14 protein-coding genes are annotated in these 17,580 nt (G+C 73.0%); 9 read left to right on the top strand and 5 right to left on the bottom strand.

Features of this window, described 5'->3' with window-relative positions; translation table 11 throughout:
- Positions 1-31: 31 nt before the first annotated feature.
- Genes HW130_RS23375 through HW130_RS23360 form a run of 4 tightly spaced genes read left to right on the top strand, consistent with a single transcriptional unit; the run spans position 32 to position 6,008 of the window.
- Entirely contained in the window at positions 32-3,484 is a 3,453-nt protein-coding gene (locus tag HW130_RS23375) for a GNAT family N-acetyltransferase (protein WP_177151637.1), read from the top strand.
- A gap of 37 nt (positions 3,485-3,521) precedes the next feature.
- The gene (locus tag HW130_RS23370) at positions 3,522-4,106 is read left to right on the top strand and encodes a DUF5998 family protein (RefSeq protein ID WP_177151636.1); all 585 of its coding nucleotides are present in this window, start codon (positions 3,522-3,524) and stop codon (positions 4,104-4,106) included.
- Positions 4,106-5,308: an alkaline phosphatase family protein gene (locus HW130_RS23365; protein ID WP_177151635.1), complete on the top strand. Its 1,203-nt coding sequence runs from the start codon at positions 4,106-4,108 to the stop codon at positions 5,306-5,308. Before HW130_RS23370 ends, HW130_RS23365 begins: the two co-directional genes overlap by 1 nt.
- 49 nt (positions 5,309-5,357) lie before the next feature.
- Entirely contained in the window at positions 5,358-6,008 is a 651-nt protein-coding gene (locus HW130_RS23360) for a thymidine kinase (RefSeq protein ID WP_177151634.1), read from the top strand.
- Between the two features lie 45 nt (positions 6,009-6,053).
- Here the strand turns inward: HW130_RS23360 and HW130_RS23355 are convergent, their stop codons facing one another.
- Positions 6,054-6,842 (bottom strand): VOC family protein, encoded by a 789-nt coding sequence (locus HW130_RS23355; protein WP_177151633.1) that lies wholly within the window; start codon positions 6,840-6,842, stop codon positions 6,054-6,056.
- 240 nt (positions 6,843-7,082) lie between these two features.
- On the opposite strand from HW130_RS23355, the gene HW130_RS23350 reads away from it, so the two are divergent.
- Positions 7,083-7,913 carry a sulfurtransferase gene (locus HW130_RS23350; RefSeq protein WP_177151632.1) on the top strand — a complete coding sequence of 277 codons (831 nt, stop codon included), beginning with the start codon at positions 7,083-7,085 and terminating at the stop codon, positions 7,911-7,913.
- A 226-nt stretch (positions 7,914-8,139) separates the two neighbouring features.
- Here the strand turns inward: HW130_RS23350 and sepH are convergent, their stop codons facing one another.
- From sepH to HW130_RS23335, 3 genes are all read right to left on the bottom strand, one after another.
- Entirely contained in the window at positions 8,140-9,186 is a 1,047-nt protein-coding gene (sepH, locus tag HW130_RS23345; protein ID WP_177151631.1) for a septation protein SepH, read from the bottom strand.
- 1,117 nt (positions 9,187-10,303) lie between these two features.
- Entirely contained in the window at positions 10,304-11,611 is a 1,308-nt protein-coding gene (locus HW130_RS23340; RefSeq protein WP_177151630.1) for a D-arabinono-1,4-lactone oxidase, read from the bottom strand.
- Positions 11,592-12,842 (bottom strand): MFS transporter, encoded by a 1,251-nt coding sequence (locus tag HW130_RS23335; RefSeq protein WP_177151629.1) that lies wholly within the window; start codon positions 12,840-12,842, stop codon positions 11,592-11,594. Before HW130_RS23335 ends, HW130_RS23340 begins: the two co-directional genes overlap by 20 nt.
- 135 nt (positions 12,843-12,977) lie before the next feature.
- Between HW130_RS23335 and HW130_RS23330 the strand changes: the two genes are divergently transcribed.
- Together HW130_RS23330 and HW130_RS23325 are read left to right on the top strand one after the other, a co-directional pair.
- Complete coding sequence (locus HW130_RS23330) at positions 12,978-14,105, top strand: ferrochelatase (protein ID WP_177151628.1); 1,128 nt, start codon at positions 12,978-12,980, stop codon at positions 14,103-14,105.
- A gap of 10 nt (positions 14,106-14,115) precedes the next feature.
- Positions 14,116-14,916: an inositol monophosphatase family protein gene (locus tag HW130_RS23325; protein ID WP_177151627.1), complete on the top strand. Its 801-nt coding sequence runs from the start codon at positions 14,116-14,118 to the stop codon at positions 14,914-14,916.
- Between the two features lie 232 nt (positions 14,917-15,148).
- Here HW130_RS23325 and HW130_RS23320 read toward each other — a convergent pair whose 3' ends face one another.
- Positions 15,149-15,316, bottom strand: a complete 168-nt coding sequence (locus HW130_RS23320; protein ID WP_177151626.1) for a hypothetical protein — start codon at positions 15,314-15,316, stop codon at positions 15,149-15,151.
- Between the two features lie 320 nt (positions 15,317-15,636).
- Here HW130_RS23320 and HW130_RS23315 point away from each other — a divergent pair, with 320 nt between their 5' ends.
- Positions 15,637-16,290 carry a response regulator transcription factor gene (locus HW130_RS23315; protein WP_177151625.1) on the top strand — a complete coding sequence of 218 codons (654 nt, stop codon included), beginning with the start codon at positions 15,637-15,639 and terminating at the stop codon, positions 16,288-16,290.
- Between the two features lie 5 nt (positions 16,291-16,295).
- A complete protein-coding gene (locus HW130_RS23310) occupies positions 16,296-17,534 on the top strand; it encodes a cell wall metabolism sensor histidine kinase WalK (RefSeq protein WP_177151624.1) in 1,239 nt (412 codons plus the stop codon).
- Positions 17,535-17,580: the final 46 nt, after the last annotated feature.

Here is a 17,580-nt window from a genome sequence, read left to right as displayed (position 1 = left end):
GCGACCCGTGACTGGGCCGTACGCTTGGCCCATGCAGACCTCGTCGGAGCACGCCTACCCCGATCACTGGGAAGCAGACGTGGTGCTGCGCGACGGTGGCACCGCGCGCATCAGGCCCATCACCACCGAGGACGCCGACCGGCTCGTCAGCTTCTACGAGCAGGTCTCCGACGAGTCGAAGTACTACCGCTTCTTCGCGCCCTACCCCCGCCTGTCCGACAAGGACGTCCATCGTTTCACCCACCACGACTACGTGGACCGGGTGGGGCTCGCGATGACGGTCGGGGGCGAGTTCGTCGCGACCGTCCGCTACGACCGGATCAACGCACAGGGCCGCCCGGCCAGCGCTCCCGCCGACGAGGCCGAGGTCGCCTTCCTCGTCCAGGACGCCCACCAGGGGCGCGGGATCGCCTCCGCCCTGCTGGAGCACATCGCCGCCGTGGCGCGGGAGCGCGGCATCCGGCGGTTCGCGGCCGAGGTCCTGCCCGCCAACAACAAGATGATCAAGGTGTTCCGGGACGCCGGGTACACCCAGAAGCGCAGCTTCGAGGACGGCTCCGTCCACCTCACCCTCGAGCTCGAGCCGACCGAGGAGTCGCTCGCCGTGCAGCGCGGTCGCGAGCAGCGGGCCGAGGCCCGTTCCGTGCAGCGCCTCCTCGCGCCGGGCTCGATCGCGGTGATCGGCGTGGGCCGCCGGCCCGGCGGCGTCGGCCGCACCACCCTGCGCAACCTCCTGGGCGCCGGCTTCACCGGGCGGGTGTACGCGGTGAACCGCGCCTTCCCCGAGGGGCGCAGCGAGGTGGAGGGCGTTCCGGCCGTCCGCTCGGTCGGCGAGGCCGGGGAGCCCGTCGACCTCGCGATCGTCGCCGTCCCCGCCGAGCGGGTGACCGAGGTGGTCGCCGACTGCGGCGAGCACGGCGTCCAGGGCCTGGTGGTCCTGAGCGCCGGATACGCTGAGAGCGGCGCGGCGGGCCGGGAGCGCCAGCGCGAACTGGTGCGCCAGGCCCGCTCGTACGGCATGCGGATCATCGGGCCGAACGCCTTCGGCATCATCAACACCGCGGACACCGTCCGGCTCAACGCCTCCCTCGCCCCCGAGTCCCCCGCGCCCGGGCGCATCGGTCTGTTCACCCAGTCCGGGGCGATCGGCATCGCGCTGCTCTCGGGTCTGCACCGGCGCGGCGCGGGGCTGTCGTCGTTCATCTCGTCCGGCAACCGCGCGGACGTCTCGGGCAACGACTTCCTCCAGTACTGGTACGAGGACCCGGGCACCGACGTCGCCCTGCTCTACCTCGAGTCCCTCGGCAATCCGCGCAAGTTCACCCGGCTCGCCCGGCGCACGGCGGCGGTCAAGCCGGTCGTCGTCGTCAAGGGCGCGCGACACAGCGGCAGTGCGCCGCCCGGGCACGCGGTGCCGGTGACGCGGATGCCGGACGCGACGGTCGGCGCGCTGATGCGCCAGGCGGGCGTGATCCGCGTCGACACCGTGACCGAGCTGATCGACGCGGGGCTGCTCCTCGCGGGCCAGCCCCTGCCGGCGGGGCCGAGAGTCGCGATCCTCGGCAACTCGGAGTCTCTCGGGCTCCTCGCGTACGACGCCTGCCTCACCGAGGGGCTGCGCCCGCTGCCGCCGCTCGACCTCACGACCGAGGCCACGCCGGCGGACTTCCGGACGGCGCTGGCCCGGGCGCTGGAGGACGAGGCGTGCGACGCCGTCGTCGTCACGGCGATCCCGTGGGTCGGTGAGAACGGCGTCACGGAGTCGGGCGACGGCGAGGTGCTGGCCGCCGCCCTGCGCGACGCGGCGGCCACGAGCCCCGCGAAGCCGGTGGCGGTGGTCCACGTCGAGATGGGCGCGCTGGCGGACGCGCTCTCGGCGGCGTCGAGCACGGCCCCCCGCGCCCGCGCGTACGCGCCGCCGCCGTCCGCCGCCGCCGAGACGGGCGCAGGTGGCCCGACGGTGCGGGCGGACCGCCGCGTCGAGGACGCGTCGGTGCCGGACGATCGGCAGCCCGATCCGGGAGCCGCATCGGCTGCCGCTGCCGCCGGGGGGCCGGGGGGCCAGCAGGCCCGGAGCGTCGAGAGCACCCCGGGTGACGAGGGCGACGAGGGCGCCTCGCAGTCGGCGGAGGCCGGCACGACCGGCGCCGGCGGTGGCTCCGTACCGGCCTCGGAGCAGCGGCGAGCGGGGGTTTCCGTCCCGGTGGACGCGGACGGGGACGGGGGCGCATCCCCGTCCGAAGGCGGACGTGCGGCCGACGAGAGGTCCCGCTCCGGCGGCTCCCGGTCATGGTTCGGTCTGCGGGGCCGCGTGTCGGGCAGGCCGTCCGGCTCCTCCGGGCCCGGCTCCGCCGACGCGCACGCGTCCCCAGGCGAACCGGGAACGCGATCGGCGGACGCACCACACGGGTCGGGCAGCCGCCCGGCCGGTGGCCAGGGCGCGCCCGCCCCCAGTGACACCCCCTCCCGCGCTCCCGGTCCGGGCAGCCACCCGGCAGATGCTGCGGCCGGCGGAACCGCCCCCGGCACGCGGGGGCCCGCAGCCGACCCGGCGGGCCCCCCCGCCCCGGCCGCGCACGGCCCCGCAGGTACATCCGCCCCCGGCGACGACACGCGGCGCATCCCCGCCTATCCCGCCGCGGAGCGTGCCGTGCGGGCGCTGGCGGAGGCCGTCAGGTACGCCCAGTGGCGGCGGCAGGCCGCCGAGCCGGGCAGGGTGCCCGAGTACGACGACATCGACGAGACGGGTGCCGCCGCCCAGATCGAGCGGTTGCTCGGCGACGACAGCGACGCCCGCGGCTTCACCCTCGGCCAGGCCGACACCCACGAGCTGCTCGCCCGCTACGGCATCCCCGTCCGGCCCGCGCTGCCCGCCTCGGACACGGATTCCGCCGTCGAGGCCGCCCGGCGCCTCGGCTACCCCGTCGCCCTCAAGACCACCGCCCCCCATCTGCGCCACCGCGCCGACCTCGGCGGCGTACGCCTGGATCTCGCCGACGAGACGCAACTGCGCCAGGCGTACGAGGAGTTGACCGGCTCCCTCGGCAAGCCCGCCGAGCTCCAGCCCGTCGTCCAGGCGATGGTCCCGCGCGGGGTCGACACCGTCGTGCGCGCCGCCATCGACCCCGCCGCCGGCGCCGTGCTGTCCTTCGGACTCGCGGGCCCGCCCTCCGAGCTGCTCGGCGACACCGCGCACCGCCTGGTCCCCGCCACCGACCGCGACGCCGCCGAGCTGGTCCGCAGCATCCGCACCGCCCCTCTCCTGTTCGGCTGGCGCGGCTCCGCGCCCGTCGACACCGCCGCGCTCGAGGAGCTGCTGCTGCGGGTCTCCCGGCTGGTCGACGACCACCCCGAAGTGGTGTCGATCGGACTCGAACCGGTCGTCGTCGCACCACAGGGCCTCTCCGTGCTCGACGCGTCCGTACGCCTCGCACCCCCGCCCCCGCGCACCGACCTGGGCCCCCGCCGACTCCCCAGCTACTGAGCGCTCAGGGCCCCCGGGGCCCCGTAGGATGGACGGCATGGCGAAGACCGGTACGACGACCCAGGGGCTGCGCGCGGCGATCGAGCGCAGCGGCTACTACCCGGCCCTCGTGGCCGAGGCGGTGGAGGCCGCTGTCGGTGGCGAGCCGATCTCGTCGTACGTCGTGCACCAGGAGACCACGTTCGACGCCAACGAGGTCCGCCGCCATGTCACGGTCCTCGTCCTGACGGCGAACCGGTTCATCGTCAGCCACACCGACGAGCAGGCCGCCGACGACAGCTCCCCGACGCCGTACGCCACCACGTCCACCGAGTCGGTCAAGCTGGACCGCATCTCGTCCGTCGTGGTCAGCCGGGTCGTCGCCAACCCGGAGTCGTACACCCCCGGCACCCTGCCCCGTGAGGTCGTGCTCACCATCGGCTGGGGCGCCGTCTCCCGCATCGACCTGGAGCCCGCCGCCTGCGGCGACCCGAACTGCGACGCCGACCACGGCTACACCGGCAACTCCACCGCCGACGACCTCAGCCTGCGGGTGAGCGAGGCGGGGGACGGCCCCGACACCGTGCGCCAGACGCTCGCCTTCGCCCAGGCGCTCTCCGAAGCCACGGCGGCCACCCGCTGATGGCCCAGCCCGCACAGAGTGCTGTCTGGCCGGACGAACCCACTCCGCTCGCACTCGACACCGCGCCCGTTCCCGAGTACGGCAGCGGCTCGCTCGCGGATCTGCTGCCCACTCTGGCGGCAGGCCAGGGCGTCCCCGGGCTCGGCCGGGGCATCCCGGAACTGACCCCCGCCGACCGCAACTGCGTGTTCCTCATCGACGGTCTCGGCTGGGAGCAGATCCTGGCGCACCCGGACGAGGCCCCGTACCTGACCTCCCTGCTGGGCACCTCGCGCGGCGGCACGGGGCGTCCGATCACCGCCGGGTTCCCCGCGACGACCGCGACCTCGCTCGCCTCCGTCGGCACCGGCCTGCCGCCCGGTGTGCACGGTCTGCCCGGCTACACCGCGCGCAATCCGGAGACCGGCGAGCTGATGAACCAGCTGCGCTGGAAGCCGTGGACCCCGCCGCGCGTCTGGCAGCCGTACCCGACCGTCTTCCAGCTCGCCGACGAGGCGGGCGTGCACACGGCCCAGGTGTCCTCGCCGACGTTCGAGCAGACGCCCCTCACCAAGATCGCGCTCAGCGGCGGAACGTTTCACGGGCGCCTCTCCGGCGAGGAGCGCATGGACCTGGCGGCCGAGCAGCTCGCCGCCGCCGACCGCTCCCTCGTCTACACGTACTACAGCGAGGTCGACGGCAAGGGCCACCGATTCGGCGTCGACTCCGACGCCTGGCGCGGCCAGTTGATGTACGTGGACCGGCTGGTGCAGCGCCTCGCCGAGCAACTGCCGCCGCGTGCCGCCCTGTACGTCACCGCCGATCACGGCATGATCGACATTCCCTTCGGCGAGCAGTCCCGTATCGACTTCGACGAGGACTGGGAACTGCGCGCCGGTGTCGCCCTGCTGGGCGGCGAGGGCCGGGCCCGCCATGTCTACGCCGTGCCGGGCGCCGAGTCCGATGTGCTCGCGGTCTGGCGGGAGGTGCTCGGCGAGCAGTTCTGGGTGGCCGGGCGCGACGAGGCGATCGCCGCGGGCTGGTTCGGCGACCGCATCGACGAGCGGGTGTACCGGCGGATCGGCGACGTCGTGGCCGCCGCCCACGACGACGTGGTGATCATCGCGTCGGTCAACGAGCCGAACGAGTCGGCCATGGTCGGCATGCACGGGTCCATGACCCCCGTCGAGCAGCTCGTCCCTCTCCTCGAAGTACGCTCGTAACCCCCGTACGCCGACCGCTTCCCACGACCCGAAAGGTCCTCGACCTCTCATGCCCGAGCTGGTGTTCTTCTCCGGAACGATGGACTGCGGAAAGAGCACCCTCGCTCTTCAGATCGAGCACAACCGGTCGGCGCGCGGCCTGCAGGGCATGATCTTCACGCGGGACGACCGTGCGGGCGAGGGCAAGCTGTCCTCGCGTCTCGGGCTGGTCACGGACGCCGTCGAGGCGGCCGTGGGCTTCGACTTCTACGCGTACCTCGTCGACCGGCTCTCCAAGGGCGGCCGTTGCGACTACGTGATCGCCGACGAGGCGCAGTTCCTCGCGCCCGAGCAGGTCGACCAACTGGCGCGCATCGTCGATGACCTGGAGCTGGACGTCTTCGCCTTCGGCATCACCACCGACTTCCGCTCCAAGCTCTTCCCCGGCTCGCAGCGGCTCGTCGAACTGGCCGACCGCGTCGAGGTGTTGCAGGTCGAGGCCCTGTGCTGGTGCGGTGCGCGCGCCACGCACAACGCCCGTACCGTCGGCGGCGAGATGGTCGTCGAGGGCGCGCAGGTCGTGGTCGGCGACGTCAACCAGTCGCCGGACGAGATCGGTTACGAGGTGCTGTGCCGGCGCCACCACCGGCGCCGGATGACGGCGGCCACGGCCCGCGCGGCCGCCCTGTCCCCGGACGTCCTGCCCGTGGGGAGCGCCTGACCACGAGCCGCCGGCGCGCCCGCGCCTGAGTCCGCCTCGGTCGCCTCAGTCCCGTTCCGTCCGGACGACCGTGAACACCGCGCCCTCGGGGTCCGCGACGGTCGCCTCGCGCCCGGCGGTCCCCGGACCCGGCGGCCGGATCACCCGCCCGCCCAGCTCGACGACCCGCCGCGCCGCCGCGTCGGGATCCTCGACCTCGAAGTACGTCATCCAGTGCGGGCCGCGGTCACGCGGCAGCGCGTTGCCGACACCGTGCACCGACGCCACCGGCCGGCCGCCGACGAGCAGCGTCAGACGGTCCTCCTCCGCGGAGTCGTCCGCGCCGGAGGGGACGCTCGCCTGCGCCTCGTGGCCGAAGACCACCTGGTAGAACTTGCTCACCGAGGTGTCCCGGGCGACCAGCTCGTTCCACACCGGGGTGCCGTGCGCGCCGTGGACGGCGGTGCCGGTGTGCGCCGCCGCCTGCCAGACGCCGAAGACCGTACCGACCGGGTCGGAGGCGATGGCCAGCCGTCCCTCGTCCCCGGCGACCAGCGGGCCCACGCCCACGGTGCCGCAGGCGCTCCTGATCGCCTCGGCCGTCGCGTCAGCGTCGTCCGTCGCCAGATACGGCGTCCAGGCCACCGGCAGGTGACGGTCGGCGGGCAGGCGGCCGATCCCCGCCACCACCTTGCCGTCGAGCAGCCCTCGGACGTACGGGCCCAACTGCTGCGGGCCGGGCGCGAACTCCCATCCGAACAGCGACGCGTAGAACTCCTGCGTCGCGTCAAGGTCGTGCACCATCAGGCTCACCCAGCAGGGTGTGCCGGGCGCGCGCCGAGTCGCCTCGGTCATCGTCACTCTCTCCTCGGACCATCGTGGTGGCCGTGCGGGGACGGGCGCGCCGTTGTGCGGAAGGACTGTGCGCCCGAGCAGATGCTTTCACCACGAGGCGCCCACTGTGTCCCGGCCGCGCCGGATGTGGCGGGTTCCCGCCGGAGCATGCCCGTTCTGCCGCCGGTCATCCACGTCGCAGGGCGTTGACGGTCCGGCGATCGGTGCGGTCCGGCGATCCGGTGCGCGAGGATGGCCTGTATGACACCCATCATCTCCGCGGCCGATCTCGCGGCCGAACTCGCCGGCCCGACGCCGCCGGTGCTGCTCGACGTCCGCTACCAGCTCGGCGGACCGCACGGCCGGCCCGCGTACGAGGCCGGGCACATCCCCGGCGCCGTCTTCGTCGACCTCGACGCGGAACTGGCGGCGCCGCCCGGAGCGGGCGGACGCCACCCGCTGCCCGACGTCGGCGCCTTCGGCGCGGCGATGCGCCGCGCGGGCGTCGGCGCCGGCACGCCGGTCGTGACGTACGACGGGGACAAGGGCTGGGGCGCGGCTCGCGCCTGGTGGCTGCTGCGCTGGGCAGGGCATTTCGATGTGCGGGTCCTCGACGGCGGACTCGCCGCCTGGACGGGGCCGCTGGAGACGAAGGTGCCCGAGCCCGCGGAGGGCGACTTCGTCCCCGCGCCGGGAGCGCTGCCGCTCCTGGACGCAGACGGCGCCGCGCAGATCGCCCGCCAGGGGCTGCTGCTGGACGCGAGGGCGGGGGAGCGGTACCGGGGCGAGGTGGAGCCCATCGACGCCGTGGCGGGTCACATCCCGGGCGCGGTCTCGGCTCCCACCACGGAGAACGTGGACGAGGCGGGCCGCTTCCTGCCGCGCGAGCAGCTGGTCGCGCGCTTCGTCGGCCTCGGTGCGGGCGAGGAGGCGAAGACTGTCGGTGTCTACTGCGGCTCGGGCGTCTCCGCGGCGCAGCAGGCGGTCGCGCTGGAGCTGGCGGGCTTCGTCCCGGCGCTGTACGCGGGCTCCTGGTCGGAGTGGTCCCGCGACCCGTCCCGCCCGGTCGCCACGGGCCCGAACCCGTCCTGACACCCGCCGCGGTACGGCGGCGCGAGCCCCGGCACCGCTCGGAACGGGCGGCTCTTCGCACGGGAGCGCTCGGTGGCATGGGCCGGCCCAGACCTGAACTCCCGCTCGTCACGAGACCGGGCCCGCCGCAAGCGGCCGCGCCGGGCTGGTCGCCGCCGCTGCGCGGCCGTCCGCGCGCCGAAGGGCCGGCACCGGTACGGTGCCGGCCCTTCGGCGAACAGCTGTTCTACTCCTGCTTCTTGCGGCGCGTACCGAAGACGATCTCGTCCCAGCTCGGCACCGCCGCCCGGCGGCCGGGGCGGACGCCGTCCGCCTCGGCCTGACGGTCCGTCGTGCCGGTCAGCCGGTCGCGGTGGCCCGCCACCGAGCGCGGCATGAGCACGTCCGCGTACGCGGACCCCGCGCCGGCCGACGCCGCGGGAGCCACCGGCTCCTCCTCGGCCTCGGGCTCCTGCACCGGGTCGAGCGCGGCGGGCTCCGGCTGTGCCGTGCGCTCCGGGACGATCATGTCGCCGCGGAAGTTCGGCACGGCCTCCAACAGGCTGGTCAGGGAGTCCCGTTCGCTGTTTTCCTCCGGATCGGCGACGGGGCCCACGGCAGGCCGGTCGATCTGACGGTCCAGGGCACGGTCCAGCGGCCGGTCCCTCGGCAGCCGTGCGATGCGCGGGACGAACGGGAAGCTCGGCTCCTGCGCGATCGTGTCGTCCGTCTCGCCGATGAGCGCGCGCGCCTCGTCGTCGACGGCCTGCACGAGCCGCCGCGGCGGGTCGTAGGTCCAGCTCGCCGAGTGCGGTTCGCCCGCCACGCGGTAGACCAGGAGGACCTCCCAGGTGCCGTCGTCACGGCGCCACGAGTCCCACTGCACGGTGTCCTTCTCGGCGCCGCGCAACAGCAGGCGCTCCTGCACCGCTTCACCGAGCTGCGGGCCGGTGTTCTCGCCGGGGCGGCGTACGGGCGTCTTCCGGGCCCGTTCCGCCATGAACGCGCGCTCGGCCAGCACAGGGCCCTCGAAGCGGCGCACCCGGTCGACGGGGATGCCGGCGAGCTGCGCGACCTCTTCGGCCGAGGCGCCCGCGCGTATGCGCGCCTGGATGTCGCGGGGGCGGAGATGGCTCTCCACCTCGATCTCGATCTGACCGAGACGGGCGCGGTCGTTGCGTACGGCGGCGCGCAGCCGCTCATCGATCGGAAGCGTGTATTCCGTGCTGTCCGCAGCTTTGAGCACCAGTCGTGTGCCGTCGTTGGAGACGGCCACGACACGCAGTTCGGGCATGGGGACCTCCCGGGTGGTGCCTGCCGACGTCACCTGCGTCGCTGCTTCCGCTAGTCGAGTGTGGCCTGCCCGGGTGCAGCCTGCCACAACCTTGCCGAGTTGCCCGGCGTGTCGGGCACAGGCCCTTGATCGCCGTTATGGCACGGTTATCTATTTGCCACTCAGAGTGATCGGAGCTCACTCTGAGCAATAGATTCCCGTGCGGTGCCGCGGCGCCGCCGGATCGAGCGCCGCTTTCGGCCCCCTACCTGGGGTCCGAACACCGTGAAGGTGCTTGGGCCCAGGGCTCGCCACAGTACTCCATTCGGGCCATCGGGGTGGACTGCCGCGCCGCCGAACTTCTCGCCGGGGGTGGGAGTTGGGTCACCGAACCGGGGGTGACCAGGTGTTGTGCTTCACAGGAAGGGCGGAAACGGAACTATCCGCTTCGCCCATCTGTCACTCCTTGGTGCACGTCGGGCAGATGGGTGGACAGAGGCGGGAGATGCGGCAGAAGCGGAACAGAGGGACGAACGGGCGGGAGCACGCCGCCCGGGAGGCGACGGGCTCGCCGATCGAGCCGGCCGCGACAGGCTCGCGAATCGACCTGAGCGTGCCTCAGGCCGAGGGCAGCGCGCTCGCCGCGGGGTGCCCGCGTCCCAACTGGGCGTCTACGGACTGTCATCCGCGCCGGAGTCGTCAGTGTGGTGGTCACCTGCGGCGGTCCGCTGATCCAGCACGTGTTCAGCAGAACCGGCGAGCAGCTGCGCGAAGTCACCGTCCAGGCAAGGCCGAAGGACGGCCGGGCCCCTGCCGCCGATGCCACCCGGACGTTCACCGGCTGCCCGTCGGAGGGGCGGAACGCCCCTGCCGAGGGCCAGTTCGGGGAAGCGAGCACGTACGGCACCCGCCTACGGGCCCCGCGCCCGCCGTCGCAGTCCGCCGCCCCGGGCACCGGGGGTCACCGCACCGACGCCCGCGGCACCGTCGCCGTCCACGTCCGACGCCGGCACGGAGAACGACGACCCGGACCTCGGAACCGCACCCGCAGAGGGCACCGGAACGGCTCCGGCCGGACCGTGACCCGGGCGGCCCGTCGTCTGCGGACGGCGACCGGGCGGCCAGGCGCCTGCTCCGGTCAGTCGCCCAGGACCCGCCGCAGATAGGGGTTCTGGAACATCCGGCCCGGATCCAGCCGGTCCCTGAGTGCCGTGAACTCGCCGAATCCGGGGTACACCTCGGCGAGGTACGCGGCGTCCCGCGTGTGGATCTTGCCCCAGTGCGGGCGTCCGGCGTGCGCGGTCATGATCCGCTCGACGGCGGTGAAGTAGGAGCGGTACGGCGTCCCCCGGTACATGTGGACGGCGACGTACGCGCTCTCCCGGCCCGACGCCGTCGAGAGCGTGATGTCGTCCGCCGGGGCGGTGCGGACCTCCACGGGGAAGCTGATGCGCAGCGGCGAGCGGTCCACCATGGCCCGCAACTCGCGCAGCACGTCGACCACCGCCTCGCGCGGCACGGCGTACTCCATCTCCACGAACCGCACCCGGCGCGGAGATGTGAAGACCTTGTAGGGAATGTCCGTGTACGTGCGGGCGGACAGGGCTCTGCTGGAGACACGGGCGATGGCCGGGACCGCCGCCGGGAAGGCGCGGCCGACCGAACAGGCGACCTGGAACACCCCGTTGGACAGCAGCTCGTCGTCGATCCAGCCGCGCACGGCACCGGCCGGGGCGGCGGGTCCGGCACTGCGGTTGTTGCGCTTGGTGTTGCAGTTGCCGGTGTGCGGGAACCAGTAGAACTCGAAGTGCTCGTTCTCCGCGTGGAGCGCGTCGAAGTCCGCGAGCACCCGGTCGAGGGGCATCGGTTCCTCGCGGGCGGTCAGCAGGAAGACCGGTTCCACGGCGAACGTGATCGCGGTGACCACGCCCAGGGCGCCGAGCCCGATGCGGGCCGCCGCGAAGACCGCTCGTTCTTCGGCGGTGCCCTTCTCGGAGCACGTGAGCAGCGAGCCGTCCGCCGTCACCAGCTCGAGGCCCTTGATCTGCGCGGCGAGCGACGCCGATTCCCGGCCGGTGCCGTGGGTGCCGGTCGAGGTGGCGCCGGCGACGGTCTGCTCCATGATGTCGCCCATGTTGGTGAGCGACAGGCCCTCCCGTGCCAGAGCCGCGTTCAGCCGCTTGAGCGGAGTGCCCGACTCCACCGTCACGGTCATCTCCGACCGGTCGATCCGCCGGATCCCGGTCAGCAGGTCGGGACGGATCAGCAGCCCGTCGGTGGCGGCGATGGCGGTGAACGAGTGGCCGCTGCCCACCGTCTTGACCCGCAGCCCGTCCTCGGCCGCGCGGCGCACCGCGTCGGCCAGCTCGTCCGCCGATGCCGGACGGGCCTCGCGCTGCGGTGTCGAGGCGACGGTCCCCGCCCAGTTACGCCACGTGCTCTTCACGCTCTTCGGACTGTTGCGAGTCCCGCTCACGCTGTCCCTCCCGCGTCGGCACCGGCCTGCGCAGCCGGCGGTACCCCAGGAACGCCACCACGGCCGCGAGCGCTCCCGCGATGCCGGGCACCCCGTATCCCGCGGCAGCGCCGTGCGCGTCGACCACCCAGCCGGCGGCCGACGAACCGAGTGCCACACCGACCGCGAGCCCCGTACTGGTCCAGGACATGCCCTCGGTCAGTTTGCTGCGCGGTACGTGGGCTTCGACGAGGGCCATGGTCGTCACCATCGTCGGTGCGATGGCAAGGCCCGCGACAAAGAGCGCCACGGCCAGGAACGGCAGGTTCCCGGCCAGTTGGAGGGGGATCATACTCACGGCCATCGCACACACGCCGAGCACCCACCTGCGCGACGGCTCGCCCTTGAGGTGCAGCAGTCCGAACACGGCGCCGGCGAGGCAGGAGCCCAGCGCGTACACGGCCAGCACCAGGCTGGCGGCCGCCTTGTGGCCCTCCTCCTCGGCGAACGCCACGGTCACCACGTCCACCGCGCCGAAGATCGCACCCGTGGCGACGAACGCGGCCACCAGCACCTGCAGCCCGGGCGAGCGCAGGGCGCTGCCGCCCGTGTACTGCTCGACGGGATGCGGCTTCGGCTCGGTGGCGCGCTGGGCGGTGAGCCACCAGACGCCGACGAGCAGGAAGAGTGCGGCGAGCAGCGGACCGGCCTCCGGGAACCATACGGTCGACAGACCGATCGAGACGATCGGCCCGAAGATGAAGCAGACCTCGTCGACGATCGACTCGAAGGAGTACGCGGTGTGCAGCCGGCGCGCCGAGCCCTGGTAGATCTCGGCCCAGCGCGCCCTCGTCATGGCGCCGACGCTCGGCACGCAGCCCGCCGCGGCGGAGAAGACGAACAGCGTCCAGTCCGGCATGCCCTGCTGGGCGCAGACCAGCAGACCCGCGACGGCCGCGACGGCGGCCAGCGTGGCCGGGCGCAGCACCCGCCGCTGGCCGTGCCGGTCGACGAGGCGCGAGATCTGCGGCCCGAGCACGGCGGCGGACATCGCGAGCGTCGCCGAAAGGGCACCGGCCAGTCCGTAACGGCCGGTGATCTGCGAGATCATCGTGACGATGCCGATGCCCATCATGGACAGCGGCATCCGGCCGAGGAGGCCGGCCGTGGAGAACCCCAGGGTGCCGGGGGCGGCGAAGATCGCGCGGTAGGGACTGGGCAAGGAGCACTCCGGTAAGGCGTATGGGCAGCCTTCACAGATTACGGCCGAACGGGTGTCCGCGCACCGCGGTTTGTCCCCGCCCGGTGCCGGGGGTCTCCCGGCCGGAGCCGGGCAGAGGGTGGCAGGATCGATCCCATGTCCGATCTGCGTGATCCAGCTCCTTACGACGCCCTTCTGCTGCTCTCCTTCGGTGGCCCCGAAGGCCCGGACGACGTGGTCCCGTTCCTCGAGAACGTCACCCGCGGCCGGGGCATCCCCAAAGAGCGGCTCAAGGAGGTGGGACAGCACTACTTCCTGTTCGGCGGCGTCAGCCCCATCAACGACCAGAACCGCGCCCTGCTCGACGCCCTGCGCAAGGACTTCGCCGAACACGGCCTCGACCTGCCGGTGTACTGGGGCAACCGCAACTGGGCGCCGTACCTCACCGACACCCTGCGCGAGATGACGGCTGCCGGGCACCGCCGTGTCGCGGTGCTCGCGACCAGCGCGTACGCCTCCTACTCCGGCTGCCGCCAGTACCGGGAGAACCTGGCCGACGCGCTGGACACCCTCCGCGCCGAGGGCCTGGAGGCGCCCCGGGTGGACAAGCTGCGCCACTACTTCAACCACCCGGGCTTCGTCCGTCCCATGATCGACGGCGTCCTCGCCTCGCTGGCCGACCTGCCCGAGGACGTCAGGGCCGGCGCCCACCTCGCCTTCACCACCCACTCCATCCCCACGTCCGCCGCGGACACCTCGGGCCCCGAGCCGGAGCACGGGGAGGGCGGCGCCTACGTGGCCCAGCACCTGGACGTGGCGGCCCTGATCGCCGCCGCCGTACGGGACGAGACGGGCATCGAGCATCCCTGGCAGCTCGTCTACCAGTCCCGCAGTGGCGCCCCGCACATCCCGTGGCTCGAGCCGGACATCTGCGACCACCTCGAAGCGCTGCACGCGTCCGGGGCGCCCGCGGCCGTCATGGTCCCCATCGGCTTCGTCTCCGACCACATGGAGGTCCTCTACGACCTCGACACCGAGGCCACCGCCAAGGCCGCCGAGCTGGGACTGCCCGTGCGCCGGTCCGCCACCGTGGGCGCCGACCCGCGGTTCGCCGCCGCCGTACGCGACCTCGTGCTGGAGCGCGCCGCGACCGAGCGCGGCATCGCCGCCGAGCGCTGCGCCCTCGGCGCGCTCGGCGCGAGCCATGACCTCTGCCCGGTCGGCTGCTGCCCGGCGCGGACGCCGAAGCCCGCGGCCGCCGGCGCCGACAGCCCCTACGCGTAAGGAGACCCCTGTGACCGACCTGCTGACGTCCGAACTGCTCACCCTCGCCCTCGAAGCCGCCCGCAGGGCGGGCGCGCTGCTGCGGGACGGCAGGCCGGACGACCTGGCGGTCGCCCGGACCAAGTCCAGCCCCATCGACGTGGTCACCGAGATGGACATCGCCGCGGAGAAGCTGATCACCGGCTATCTGTCGGAGCACCGGCCCGACGACGGCTTCCTCGGCGAGGAGGGCGCGTCGAGCAGCGGCACCAGCGGCGTGCGCTGGGTGATCGACCCGCTCGACGGCACCGTCAACTACCTGTACGGGCTGCCCACATGGGCCGTGTCGATCGCCGCCGAACGCGAGGGCGAAACGGTCGTGGGAGTCGTCGAGGCGCCGATGCGCGGGGAGACGTTCCAGGCGGTCCTGGGGAACGGGGCGTACCTGGGCGAGCGGCGGCTGAGCTGCCGGCCGGCGCCGCCGCTGGACCAGGCGCTGGTGTCCACGGGCTTCAACTACGTCCAGACCGTCCGCACGCACCAGGCGGAGGTGGCGCACCGGCTGATCCCCCAGCTGCGTGACATCCGTCGCAGCGGCTCGGCGGCCATCGACCTGTGCGACGTGGCCGCGGGCCGTCTCGACGGCTACTACGAGCGCGGGCTCAGCCCCTGGGACCTGGCCGCGGGCGATCTGATCGCCCGTGAGGCGGGCGCGCGCACGGGCGGTCGCCCCGGCGAGCTCCCCTCCGGCGACCTGACGGTCGCGGCGCCCCCGGGGGTCTTCGAGCCGCTCCAGACCCTCCTGGAGGACCTGGGCGCCTGGCACGACTGAACTATTTGTGGCTCGGTTCGCCCGCCTCGTGGCGGCCTCGTGAGGCGAGTGAGCCGAAGGGGCGCGGCGGCGTCGAAAGGGAGAACGCGCGGAGGTCCGAGGAACGAGGACCGAGCACGATCGACCGTCGACGCCGTCTTAGGCGCCCCGGAGGTGAGTCGAGCCACGAAAAAATCAGAACCCCGGCGCCGTCCCGCGGTGCCGGGGTTCTCTGTGCTGCTCGGAGCGGGTGCTACGCCGCGCTGACCTCGACGCCGTGCTCGGCGGCGAGCCGGCGCAGGTCCTCCAGCTCGGCCTGCTCGACATCGGCGAGGAAGTCGTCGCCCGTCTCGCGCGCCATCGTCAGGTCGGTCTCCGCAGCCTTTATGCGCTGCAGAAGTCCCGCGGTGAAAGCGTCCATGATGCGCCCCCTCGGCTAGGTCGGTGGCACGGGGGTGTGCCTGGCTGGGGTCCCCCTCGCCGGGGCGAGAGGCGGGTGATCAACCCTGGAACAGGTCGTGCTGCGCCACTACAAGGCGTGATCGTGGGTGTGCAGACGTCTTCCCCAGCCGTTCCCTCAGGGAAACCTCAACTGTCCCGGGAATCGGGTTCATTCCCGATGCTCTTGCAACGGGATTCCGCCTTACAGCCGGTTTACGCGCGTAACGGGCAGGATGTATGCGCACAGCCAGTGCAAAGGCCTGCCCGTCGCCGGACGGGCTCGGAGGAAGGAACAGCGACGTGCGCGTACTCGTCGTCGAGGACGAGCAGCTGCTCGCCGATGCGGTGGCCACCGGACTGCGCCGGGAGGCCATGGCCGTCGACGTCGTGTACGACGGTGCGGCGGCCCTGGAGCGCATCGAGGTCAACGACTACGACGTGGTGGTCCTCGACCGTGACCTCCCGCTCGTGCACGGCGACGACGTCTGCCGCAAGATCGTCGAGCTCGGCATGCCGACCCGTGTGCTGATGCTCACCGCGTCGGGGGACGTCAGCGACCGCGTGGAGGGCCTGGAGCTGGGCGCCGACGACTACCTGCCCAAGCCGTTCGCGTTCACCGAGCTCACGGCCCGCGTCCGCGCGCTCGGCCGGCGTACGACCGTGCCGCTGCCCCCGGTGCTGGAGCGCGCCGGGATCAAGCTCGACCCGAACCGCCGCGAGGTGTTCCGGGACGGGAAGGAGATCCAGCTCGCGCCGAAGGAGTTCGCCGTGCTCGAGGTCCTGATGCGCAGCGAGGGCGCCGTGGTCTCGGCCGAGCAGCTGCTGGAGAAGGCCTGGGACGAGAACACCGACCCGTTCACCAACGTCGTGCGCGTGACCGTGATGACGTTGCGCCGCAAGCTCGGCGAGCCGCCGGTGATCGTCACGGTGCCCGGCTCCGGCTACCGGATCTGATCCGCATGGCCTCCGTCCCCGCGCCCCCCGAGGCGCCACCGAAACCGACCTGGGACCCCAGGGAGCCGGTGCGGCCGTGGCTGCGCCCGACGATCCGGATACGGCTCACCCTGCTGTACGGCGGGATGTTCCTGATCGCGGGCATCCTGCTGCTGTCGATCATCTATCTGTTCACCGCGCAGGCGCTGCACGACGGGAGCGGGCTTCCGTTCAAGCTGCTGCCGGAGAGCAAGATCCAGCTGACCGACAACTCGTGCGAGGCGCTGACCACGGGCCTGTCGGCCGACGAGGCCAACGCCGCCCTGAAGTCGTGCTTCGCGCACCAGCGCGAGCTGGCCCTGGACGACCTGCTGCGCCGCTCGCTGTTCGCCCTGCTCGGGCTGAGCATCATCGCCTTCGCCTTCGGCTACGCGATGGCGGGGAGGGTCCTGTCGCCGCTCGGCCGCATCACCCGTACCGCCCGCCAGGTGGCCGGCTCGGACCTGACCCGCCGGATCGAGCTGGACGGCCCGGACGACGAGCTGAAGGAGCTCGCCGACACCTTCGACGAGATGCTGGACCGTCTGGAGCGGGCCTTCACCGCCCAGCAGCGGTTCGTCGCCAACGCCTCGCACGAACTGCGCACCCCGCTGGCGATCAACCGCACCCTCCTGGAGGTCCACCTCTCGGATCCGCGAGCGCCCGTGGAGCTCCAGCAGCTCGGCAAGACGCTGCTGGCCACCAACGAGCGCAGCGAGCAGCTCGTGGAGGGCCTGCTGCTGCTCGCCCGCAGCGACAACCAGATCGTCGAGCGCAAGCCGGTCGACCTGGCCGAGGTCGCCGCGCGCGCCATCGACCAGGTGCGGGCCGAGGCCGACGCGCAGGGCGTGGAGATCCGAGGGGAGCGGGCCCCCGCGGTCGTGCAGGGCAACGGCGTGCTGCTGGAGCGGATCGCGCTGAACCTCGTGCAGAACGGCGTTCGCTACAACGTGGGGGACGGCGGCTGGGTGGAGGTCTCGACGGAGGTCCAGCAGGGCCAGGCCGTCCTGGTCGTGTCGAACACGGGCCCGGTGGTTCCCGCGTACGAGATCGACAACCTCTTCGAGCCGTTCAGAAGGCTGCGGCAGGAGCGGACGGGCAGTGACAAGGGCGTCGGCCTCGGCCTTTCCATCGCCCGGTCCGTCGCGCGCGCCCACGGGGGCCGTATCATCGCGGAGCCCCGGGAGGGCGGTGGGCTTGTGATGCGCGTCACCCTGCCGGTCTGACGTGCTGATGGGTGTTCGCTTTAAGCGGAATTTTCGGGACCCGCTC

It is taken from the genome of Streptomyces sp. PKU-EA00015 (assembly GCF_013387495.1).
Classification (GTDB): Bacteria; Actinomycetota; Actinomycetes; order Streptomycetales; family Streptomycetaceae; genus Streptomyces.
Note: the sequence above shows the minus strand (reverse complement) of the source record. Positions and strands in the feature narration are given on the sequence as shown.

Coding starts and splice junctions, on each gene's coding strand:
- HW130_RS23375 (WP_177151637.1), top strand. CDS start 32: ATGCAGACCTCGTCGGAGCACGCCTACCCCGATCACTGGGAAGCAGAC.
- HW130_RS23370 (WP_177151636.1), top strand. CDS start 3,522: ATGGCGAAGACCGGTACGACGACCCAGGGGCTGCGCGCGGCGATCGAG.
- HW130_RS23365 (WP_177151635.1), top strand. CDS start 4,106: ATGGCCCAGCCCGCACAGAGTGCTGTCTGGCCGGACGAACCCACTCCG.
- HW130_RS23360 (WP_177151634.1), top strand. CDS start 5,358: ATGCCCGAGCTGGTGTTCTTCTCCGGAACGATGGACTGCGGAAAGAGC.
- HW130_RS23355 (WP_177151633.1), bottom strand. CDS start 6,842: ATGACCGAGGCGACTCGGCGCGCGCCCGGCACACCCTGCTGGGTGAGC.
- HW130_RS23350 (WP_177151632.1), top strand. CDS start 7,083: ATGACACCCATCATCTCCGCGGCCGATCTCGCGGCCGAACTCGCCGGC.
- sepH (WP_177151631.1), bottom strand. CDS start 9,186: ATGCCCGAACTGCGTGTCGTGGCCGTCTCCAACGACGGCACACGACTG.
- HW130_RS23330 (WP_177151628.1), top strand. CDS start 12,978: ATGTCCGATCTGCGTGATCCAGCTCCTTACGACGCCCTTCTGCTGCTC.
- HW130_RS23320 (WP_177151626.1), bottom strand. CDS start 15,316: ATGGACGCTTTCACCGCGGGACTTCTGCAGCGCATAAAGGCTGCGGAG.
- HW130_RS23310 (WP_177151624.1), top strand. CDS start 16,296: ATGGCCTCCGTCCCCGCGCCCCCCGAGGCGCCACCGAAACCGACCTGG.